The sequence below is a fragment of the Dictyoglomus sp. LHC4 genome (genome assembly GCF_055181355.1).
Genome location: NZ_CM143707.1, coordinates 1,350,498 through 1,358,964, shown reverse-complemented (window position 1 = coordinate 1,358,964; position 8,467 = coordinate 1,350,498). Strand labels below are relative to the sequence as shown.

The 8,467-nt window shown below is 29.9% G+C and carries 8 protein-coding genes; all 8 read left to right on the top strand.

From position 1 onward, the window contains the following. Positions 1-2: 2 nt before the first annotated feature. Genes murC through ACY3JO_RS06790 form a run of 8 tightly spaced genes read left to right on the top strand, consistent with a single transcriptional unit; the run spans position 3 to position 8,467 of the window. The gene (murC, locus tag ACY3JO_RS06825) at positions 3-1,394 is read left to right on the top strand and encodes a UDP-N-acetylmuramate--L-alanine ligase (protein WP_463084269.1); all 1,392 of its coding nucleotides are present in this window, start codon (positions 3-5) and stop codon (positions 1,392-1,394) included. Then, on the top strand, positions 1,378-2,262 hold the full coding sequence (gene murB / locus ACY3JO_RS06820; protein WP_463084268.1) for a UDP-N-acetylmuramate dehydrogenase: 885 nt from the start codon (positions 1,378-1,380) through the stop codon (positions 2,260-2,262). The genes murC and murB overlap by 17 nt, the downstream gene beginning before the upstream one ends. Positions 2,263-2,266: 4 nt before the next feature. Continuing rightward, positions 2,267-2,845 carry a hypothetical protein gene (locus ACY3JO_RS06815; protein ID WP_463084267.1) on the top strand — a complete coding sequence of 193 codons (579 nt, stop codon included), beginning with the start codon at positions 2,267-2,269 and terminating at the stop codon, positions 2,843-2,845. Then, a complete protein-coding gene (gene ftsA, locus ACY3JO_RS06810) occupies positions 2,846-4,057 on the top strand; it encodes a cell division protein FtsA (protein WP_463084266.1) in 1,212 nt (403 codons plus the stop codon). A 27-nt stretch (positions 4,058-4,084) separates the two neighbouring features. Further along, positions 4,085-5,155: a cell division protein FtsZ gene (ftsZ, locus tag ACY3JO_RS06805; protein WP_463084265.1), complete on the top strand. Its 1,071-nt coding sequence runs from the start codon at positions 4,085-4,087 to the stop codon at positions 5,153-5,155. Continuing rightward, positions 5,152-6,849, top strand: a complete 1,698-nt coding sequence (locus ACY3JO_RS06800) for a radical SAM protein (protein ID WP_463084264.1) — start codon at positions 5,152-5,154, stop codon at positions 6,847-6,849. The genes ftsZ and ACY3JO_RS06800 overlap by 4 nt, the downstream gene beginning before the upstream one ends. Continuing rightward, a complete protein-coding gene (locus tag ACY3JO_RS06795) occupies positions 6,846-7,559 on the top strand; it encodes a purine nucleoside phosphorylase YfiH/LACC1 family protein (protein ID WP_463084263.1) in 714 nt (237 codons plus the stop codon). The genes ACY3JO_RS06800 and ACY3JO_RS06795 overlap by 4 nt, the downstream gene beginning before the upstream one ends. Next, positions 7,556-8,467 carry a biotin/lipoyl attachment domain-containing protein gene (locus ACY3JO_RS06790; protein WP_463084262.1) on the top strand — a complete coding sequence of 304 codons (912 nt, stop codon included), beginning with the start codon at positions 7,556-7,558 and terminating at the stop codon, positions 8,465-8,467. The genes ACY3JO_RS06795 and ACY3JO_RS06790 overlap by 4 nt, the downstream gene beginning before the upstream one ends.

Genomic DNA, 8,467 nt, shown 5'->3' with positions numbered 1-8,467 from the left:
ATTTGTTTAATTATAAGAGGATTCATTTTATTGGTATTGCTGGCACAGGTATGAGTGCTCTTGCATACATTTTTGCAGAAAAAGGTTATAAAGTATCAGGATCTGATATACAAGAAAATATTTCTACAATAAGATTAAAAGCAAAGGGTGTAAAAATATATAATGGACATCATAGGGAAAATCTCAAAGGTGTGGATGTAGTTATAGTCTCTTCAGCTATTCCTCCTGAAAATGAGGAGTATTTAGCTGCAAAAGAAGGAAATATTCCCATATTACATCGTAGTGAACTTTTAGGAGAACTAACTAAAGAAAAAAAGTCTATTATTGTCAGCGGGACTCATGGAAAAACAACAACCACCTCTTTAATAGGGCTTGTTCTTGAAAATAATAAGGTGGACCCTACAATTATTGTAGGTGGAGAAGTAGAAGATATAGGTGGAAATGCAAAACTAGGGAATGGAGATTTTTTAGTGGCAGAAGGAGATGAAAGTGATGGTTCTATTTTAAAACTTTTTCCATTTATTCTTGTGGTCACTAATATAGATAATGATCATTTAGATTATTATAAAGACTTAGGTAAGATAAAAGAAACATTTCTTAATGTAATAGATAAAATACCCCAAAATGGAAAAGTTTTATTATGTTCAGAATGCGATAATATAAAGTCTATCATACCCTATATTAATAAAGAATTTTATACGTATGGCTTTGATAATGCAGATTTTACTGCTAATATAATAAATCTTACACCATATGGATCTGAATATGTGGCTTATTTCAGGGGAAAGGAAATAGGTAAGGTTAAGTTAAAAATACCAGGTAAACATAATGTATTAAACTCTCTTTCCGCATTAGCCACTGCTAAAATACTTGGATTAGATATGGATCTAACAATCAAAGTATTAGAAAAATTTAATGGAGTACAAAGAAGAATACAACTAAAAGGTATATTAGAAAATAATGTTTTAATTTTTGATGACTATGGACATCATCCCACAGAGATAAAAGCGACTTTGTCAACTCTTAAACTTTATAACAGAAGAATAGTAGTAGTTTTTCAACCTCATAGATATACACGTACTTTCTATCTTTATAGAGACATAGCAGAAGCATTAACCTTAGCTGATATAGTCATTTTGACAGAGATTTATTCTGCTGGTGAAAAACCTATATTAGGAATTTCGGCTAAAAAAATATATGAAGAAATTAAGAAAAAAAGGCCAGATTTTAATATATACTATGTGGAAAACTTAACCAATGCAGCTTCTACAGCATTAGACATATTAAGAGATGGAGATATATTACTGACAATAGGAGCAGGAAATGTTTGGAAAGTAGGTGAAGTGCTACTTGCTAAATTGAGGAGTGAAAGTAAGGTTGAATATCATCAATAATGAGAAACTTAAGAGTAGAATATTTTCACAGCATGATCTGGCTCCTTATACATCTTTTAAAATAGGTGGAAAAGCAGATTTATTTATTATTCCTTATTCATGGGATGAACTTATTTATATATTGTCTGAGCTTAAAGAAAAAGAAATTCCTACAAAGATTTTAGGAGCGGGAACTAATGTGCTGATTTCTGATGAGGGAATAAAAGGAGCAGTGATAAAAATATGTAGAAACCTTGGTAATGTTAAAAGAATAGATTCTTTAATAGTTGAGGCTGAGAGTGGATGTTTGATTTCAGAATTGTTGTATTTTGCATGGCAAAACGAATTAGGTGGATTAGAATTTTTAATGGGAATTCCAGGAACCATTGGTGGGGCTGTAACAGGAAATTCAGGAGCGTGGAGAAAGGCTATTGGAGATTATATAGAAGGATTATATGTTGTGGATAATTCTTTAAGTATAAAATATATAGATAAGAAGGATTTACATTTCTCTTATAGGAGTTCTAATATTCCAAAAGAGTATATTGTTAAATCAGTATTGATAAGATTTGAAAAAAAAGATAAAGATATTTCTATAGAACAAGCTAAAGAATACTTAAAAGAAAGAACTAAAAGGTTACCTAAATATCCCTCTGCAGGAAGTGTTTTTAAAAATCCTCCTCAAGGGCCAGCAGGAGTTTTTATAGAAAGACTTGGTTTAAAAGGAAAAAGAATTGGAGATGCCATGGTATCTTATGAACATGCTAATGTGATTGTTAATTTAGGCCATGCTAAATATAAGGATGTTATTTCTTTGATAAGTTTAATTAAGGAAGAAGTGAGGAAGGAATATGGTATAGAGTTAGAACCTGAGATTAGGATTTGGTAAAATTATGAGAAAATTTCTTGTCTTAATTTTAACAATAATCTTTTCATCTACGTGGATCTTATATGTAATAACAAATGATGGTGATACGAAAATTAAAGAGGATGTTTGTCAAGTTTTTAAATTTAGTAATCTTCTTTTTTTAAATAGAAAAATCAACCTAGTTGAGAGAAAACATGGAATAATAATAAAAGACATAAATTATCTTCCTTGGGGTGTAAAGATTAATTGGGAACCTGAGGTAACTCTTCTTGAGGTAGACTATGACAGTATAAAAATTTTTTATAATCAAAACCTTAAAGAGATGAAGAAATTTAAACCTTTTGATGGTACAATAAAGATAGAAGGTACAAAGGATATTCAATTTATTAGAACAATATTAGAAGCCTTTAAAGATCTAAATATAAAAAAAATAGTTTTTTATAAAAATTATTTTGAGATTTATGGAAATAACTTTTTATTAAAATTTTCTAATGATAACTTTAAAGAAAAAATTAAAACATTTAAAGAAATTGTCAAGAAGATGAGTATAGAAAACAAAAGTTTAGATTTCAGATTTAGGATTCCTTTTATTGGAGGAATATAGATGGCCGATACTGTTGGGGCTATAGATTTAGGCTCTACAAAAATAGCAGTTGTGGTAGGAAATGTTTTAGAAAAAAACATTGAAATAATTGGTTTTTCTATCTCACCTTCTAAGGGAATAAAATATGGAGTTATAGTTGATATCCAAGAGGCAAGTAATAGTATAAAAGATGCATTAAATAAGGCCATAAAAATTGCAGGAATAAAGAACATATCAAGATTATATGCAGCAATTAGTGGAGAAAAAGTAGCAGCCATTCCAAGCAGAGGCATGATTATAGTAAAAAGCAGAGAACAAGAAGTTACGGAAAAGGATGTTGAAAGGGCGATTGATGCAGCAAAAGCAACCTCTATTCCACCGGATAGGGAAATTATATATCATGTAGTTAGGGGATTTAGATTAGATGGCCAAGATGGAATTGTAAATCCAGTCGGCATGATAGGTACTCGCTTAGAATCTGATTTGTTGTTAGTAACTCATGATAAAATTCAACTTAGAAATATTATCAATACTTTGGAAAAAGCAGAAGTGAATATTGAAGGATTTGTTCCTCAAGAGATAGCAGCAGCAGAAGCAGTACTTACTCCAGAAGAAAAAAAATTAGGAGTAGTAATGGTAGATATTGGAGGAGATTTAACTAATCTTGCTATTTATAGAGAAGGTTGTCTTTATAGTATTGGTATATTAAAATTAGGTGGGGAAAGAATAACAAGAGATTTGGCTATTACGCTAAGAATTTCTACCGAAGAAGCAGAAAAGGTTAAAAAAATATTAGGAACTTTAAAAGATGAAGAAGAAGAAACGTTAGAAGTTACCTCATTACAAGAAAGAAAAATTAGAGTATCTACGTCTCAAGTTAGAGAGATCATAAAACCTCGCGTAGAAGAGATTTTAGAATTTATACAAAAAAAACTAGAAGAACTAAATTCTCCCTTAGAAATTATTCCAGGAGGTATTGTGCTTACAGGTGGTACTGCTCTCTTAGATGGTATAGATGAATTTGCAAGTAATTATTTAAAAGTACCGGTTAGAATAAGTGCTCCTTCTCAAATGAGAAGTTTTCTGGGAGAAAAAGATGCTGTATTTTACTCTTCTGCAGTAGGGGCTTTAGAGAGTTTTTTGAAGACTATTTCTTTTGAAGATAAAAATAAAAAATTTCTTGACTATTTAAAAGAAACATTTAACAATATATTTAGACCTTTTAAAGAGTAAAGAATTAGGGGAAGGTGGTGTTAGAAATTGACTTTATCAAGATTTACAGACAGCTTAAATAATGGAGAGATAAGGGCAAAAATTAAGGTTGTTGGTGTTGGTGGTGGTGGTGGTAATGCTATTAATAGGATGATTGAAGCTGGAATTCATGGTGTTGAGTTTATTGCAGTTAATACTGATATTCAAGTACTTGATCTTAATAAAGCTCCTCATAAAATCCAAATAGGGGAGCAAGTGACTCAAGGTCTTGGCGCTGGTGGAGATCCTAAGATTGGAGAAAAAGCAGCTATAGAAAGTAAAGAGATTTTGAAAGATATCTTAGATGATACAGATATGATATTTATAACTGCAGGAATGGGAGGAGGTACTGGAACAGGAGCTTCTCCAGTTATAGCTGAAATAGCAAAAGAAATTGCAAAACTTGTGGTAGCTGTAGTAACGTTACCTTTTACTTTTGAAGGAAGAAAAAGAAGAGTTAATGCTATGGAGGGAATAGAGAAACTTAAGGATAAAGTTGATACTCTTTTAATAATACCTAATGATAAACTTTTAAAACTTGGTGATAGTAGATTGCCTTTAGTTGAGGCTTTTAAGAAAGCCGATGAGGTTTTAAAACAAGCTGTTCAGGGAATTACAGAATTGATTACTGTTCCTGGATTGATAAACTTAGATTTTGCTGATATACAATCTATAATGTCAAAGGCTGGTACAGCTTACATGGGTATAGGAGTAGGAAAAGGCGAAAATAGAGCAAAAGAAGCAGCTCAAAATGCCTTACAAAGTCCTCTTTTAGACTTCTCTATTAATGGGGCTAAAGGAGTTATATTTAATGTAACAGGGGGTTTAGATTTATCCTTACATGAAGTAGAAGAAATTGCAGAAGTTATTACTCCTAAGGTTGATCCAGAAGCAAATATTAAGTTTGGTGCTGTAATTGATGAAAATATGAAGGATAGTATAAAAGTTACATTGATAGCCACAGGTTTTGATCATCAAGGTAAAGAGATAGAGGAAAGTTCTAATAAGAAGGATTATACTAACATATCAGAAGATGATTTAGATATTCCTGCTATTTTACGGAGAAAGAGATACTCTTGAACTGGAAACTAAAGAAAGAAATATTAGATATATTAAACAGTGAGAAAGGATTTAAGTTAAGTAAAAAGGGTGGAGATGTAAAGTTATTATTTATATACCCTAACACATATAATGTATCCATAAATAATTTGGGATATATAGGTTTATATCATATTTTTAATGAGCAACAAGGAATTTTATGCGAAAGAGCATATATTCCTGTGGATTGGAAAAGGAGAAAAGATTATAGAGTTTATTCAATTGAGGGATTTAGGGAATTAAGAGACTTCGATGTTTTGCTTTTTTCTGTTAGTTTTGAGCTGGATTTTTTTAATATAATTTATATTTTAAACTTGGAAAAAATTCCCCTTTATAGTTACGAAAGGGATGACGGTTATCCTCTAATAATTGGAGGGGGAATTGCTTTAAGCTCCAATCCAGAGGCAATATCTGAGATTTTTGATCTAATACTAATAGGTGAAGGAGAAGACATGGTTTCAGAATTATCAGAAGCTTTAATATTAAAGAAAAAAAATGGTTGGACAAAAGAAAAGTTTTTAAATACTGTAAAGGATTATGAGGGTTTTTATATACCTAAATTTATCAAATTCACATATAACGGTAAAAAAATAGAGAAAATATGGGGAGAACAAAAATTACCATTAAGAAGAAGAATTTATTCAAATTTTCCCAATAACCCCATGGTTTCACCTATAACATCTAACAAAGGTGTATTTTCTGATATGGCATTATGTGAATTGGTTAGAGGGTGTAAATATCAATGTAGATTTTGTTTGGCTGGTTATTTCTATAGACCCTATAGAGTTTCTTCCATAGAGAGAATATATGAAAAGGTTAATTGGTTCTATAGAGAGGATATACCTAAATTAGGATTTATTGTTCCTGCCATAGATCCCTCTTTAAGTTTGATAAGTGTTAAGGATTATGTAGAGAGAGGTGAAATACTTATATCTTTCTCATCTCTTAGACTAGAAGATATTACAGAAGACATATTAGATCTTATAAAAATTACTAATCAAAAAACTATTACTATAGCTCCAGAGGCAGGTACTGATAGGCTTAGAAAAGTATTGAATAAAAAGTTTACTAATGATGATATCCTAAATTTTAGTGGGAAAATTAAGGATTATAGTATAAAAACCTTAAAATTATACTTTATGATTGGATTACCTACTGAAACTTGGGAAGATATTGAAGGGATTTTGGATTTAATAATGAATATCAGAAGAATTGTTAAAAAAATGGAGATAAGTGTAAGTGTGTCTACCTTTATTCCTAAACCCCATACACCTTTCCAATGGGAAAAAATGGCAGATGTTGAATATATTGAAAGGGTTAGATCTTATCTATTAAAAAATCTTAGAAAAATGGATAATGCAAAAATGGAAGATGAAAATATCATTTGGGTTTTTTGGCAAGGAGTTTTAAGTAGAGGAGATAGAAGATTGAAAGAATTTTTTAGAGAATATATAAAAGATCCTTATAGTTTAAGAATTTTAAAGAAACTCGTGAAAGATAATCTATTGAAAGAGTATTACTTAGAAGAAAAAGAAAAGGATGAAATTTTTCCCTGGAGTTTTATAGATACGGGAGTTAAAAGAGAATTTTTGTGGAGAGAAAGAGAGAAGGCATATCAAGGAGTTATTACTTTGCCATGTAACGATTATTGTAAGGCTTGTGGGGTGTGTATATGATTTGGCAATCCAAACTTTTGAATAAATTTCACGAAATATCCCATGGATTCGTATCAGATCCATATTCTTTTCCTTTTTGTTTCTCCTTTAGGCATATCCCTTCATATATAAGGTTTCTTTCTTTAATTAAGATATTTCCAAATAGATGGGTTGTAGCAGAACAAGTCCATGGAGATAATATATATGTACCAAAAATTAGCAATGTATCTTTTTTCCCCAAAATTGCAAATAAAACTGATATTATGCTGACCCAAGAAAGAAGACATCCCCTTATTATGTTTTTTGCAGATTGCATTCCAATTTTTGTCTATATACCTAAAATTAGATTGATTGGTTTGGCACATTCTGGATGGAGAGGAACAATTAAAAAACTTCCGAAAAAATTAATATCCGAATTAAAGAATAGATATAATATCTCTTCTGAGGATATATTTATAGGTGTTGGTCCAAGCATTCATTCTTGCTGTTTTGAGGTTAAGCAAGACTTTATTTCTCAGTTGCCTAAGGAATATAGAAAATACCTTATATATGAAAAAGAAAAGGTAAAATATGATCTTATAGCTCTTCTTTTGCAACAACTCGAAGAAGAGAAAATACCAAAAGAAAACGTTGATATATCTGATATATGTACCTATTGCAACAATGCTTATTACTCCTATAGGAGAAATAAAACATCCCAAAGAAATATCGCCTATATATTTTTAAAATGAATCCTTTTTATAAAGAGGGTTTTTATAGATTAAGAAAGGATAGAAAAAGACTTTTTAGAAGAGTTTTACCATTTTTTATTATTTTTATAATTTTCATAGTTTTTCTCACTCATGTTTTACTGTCTAATAGAATCCCTCCTATAATTGGATATTTTGAACTTGATGAGAGTCTTATAAGAGCTCCAGTTGATGGAATCTTTAGAACAAGTATAGAGGATATGGAGAGAGTTAGAGTAGGACAAATAATTGGTTATATGGATACAGTTAATAAAAAGATAGAACAGAATACTTCATACTATAAAAGATACATAGATCTACTTGAAGAAATAAATAGACTGGGAGATAAAATTAATTTGAAAATTGATGAAATCAGGATTAAAGTTTTTAATAATGATTTCAAAGAAATAGATAAAGATATTTTATATCTTAAAAGTGTGTCTAAAGAAAGGTTAAAAATTTTTAACAGTATAAAGGTTTTAGAAGGAAATATTCGGAAGGATATAGAGAGGATTCAGGGAGAAAATTATATTTTTGCAATTAAATCTGGATATGTTTCTTTTTTTATCGATAATTTAATAGACAGAAATCTTAATGAGGTATCACTTTCACAACTCAATATTGTAAAATATACCTCTTTTTCTGGAAAAAGGGTAAAAAAGGGGGATTCTTTATGTGTGATAAGGGAGTTACCACCTAAATCTTTAATACTTTTTTCTAAAAATTTTGTAGAATCTGGTAAATATATAATAATCGATACAGATTTTCCTTCCAAAAATCTGATCAGAACAAAAGTCTTAAAAGTTGAATTTTTAAAAAATTTTTACAAATTAACTACTTTACCTTTAGAATTTAACAATATAATATTAAAAGAAAGGATTATTAAGGGAAAAATTCTAAAGATATATTAA

Coding starts and splice junctions, on each gene's coding strand:
- ACY3JO_RS06815 (WP_463084267.1), top strand. CDS start 2,267: ATGAGAAAATTTCTTGTCTTAATTTTAACAATAATCTTTTCATCTACG.
- ftsA (WP_463084266.1), top strand. CDS start 2,846: ATGGCCGATACTGTTGGGGCTATAGATTTAGGCTCTACAAAAATAGCA.
- ACY3JO_RS06795 (WP_463084263.1), top strand. CDS start 6,846: ATGATTTGGCAATCCAAACTTTTGAATAAATTTCACGAAATATCCCAT.
- ACY3JO_RS06790 (WP_463084262.1), top strand. CDS start 7,556: ATGAATCCTTTTTATAAAGAGGGTTTTTATAGATTAAGAAAGGATAGA.